This is a genomic window from Agrococcus sp. HG114, from assembly GCF_024723325.1.
GTDB lineage: Bacteria > Actinomycetota > Actinomycetes > Actinomycetales > Microbacteriaceae > Agrococcus.
The window spans coordinates 1-387 of sequence record NZ_JANQCH010000300.1 but is presented as its reverse complement, the minus strand read 5'-3'; the positions used below and the strand labels follow the sequence as shown (position 1 = coordinate 387).

The following is a 387-nucleotide window of genomic DNA, read 5'->3' as shown; positions in this document are numbered from 1 at the left end:
GTATCAGCGTTCTTTTCTGCTTTTTCCAATCCTTGCAAAATTTTCTCCCAGGTATTCAGCTCAGCTTGCCATTTTTCTCTAAAATGAATATCTTTTTTATTTAATATAAATGGTCCTAACAAAAGTTCTTTTGATAATTCAGTATAAGGGATTCTTGGATCCCCAGGCTCTGCCACCAGCACTTCATAGTATTTCCCGTCTTCCTCAAGTAGCTTCTCATCTATAAGCGTCCAATTCTGCTCATAGAGCCACTCTCGAACTTTTTGAGCAGCAACATTAGGCTGAAGGATTAAACGGCTTACAGAATCCAATTTGGACTCTCCTGCCGTTAGTATATCTGTAATCAATGTTCCGCCCATACCGGCAATAATGATACAATCAATAGCA

Annotated in this window: 1 protein-coding gene; it reads right to left on the bottom strand. The window is 39.0% G+C overall.

The genetic code is table 11. From position 1 onward, the window contains the following. Nucleotides 1-387: tRNA (adenine(22)-N(1))-methyltransferase TrmK (locus tag NWP09_RS13335; protein WP_258275952.1), on the bottom strand; the 387-nt coding region annotated here is incomplete at both ends.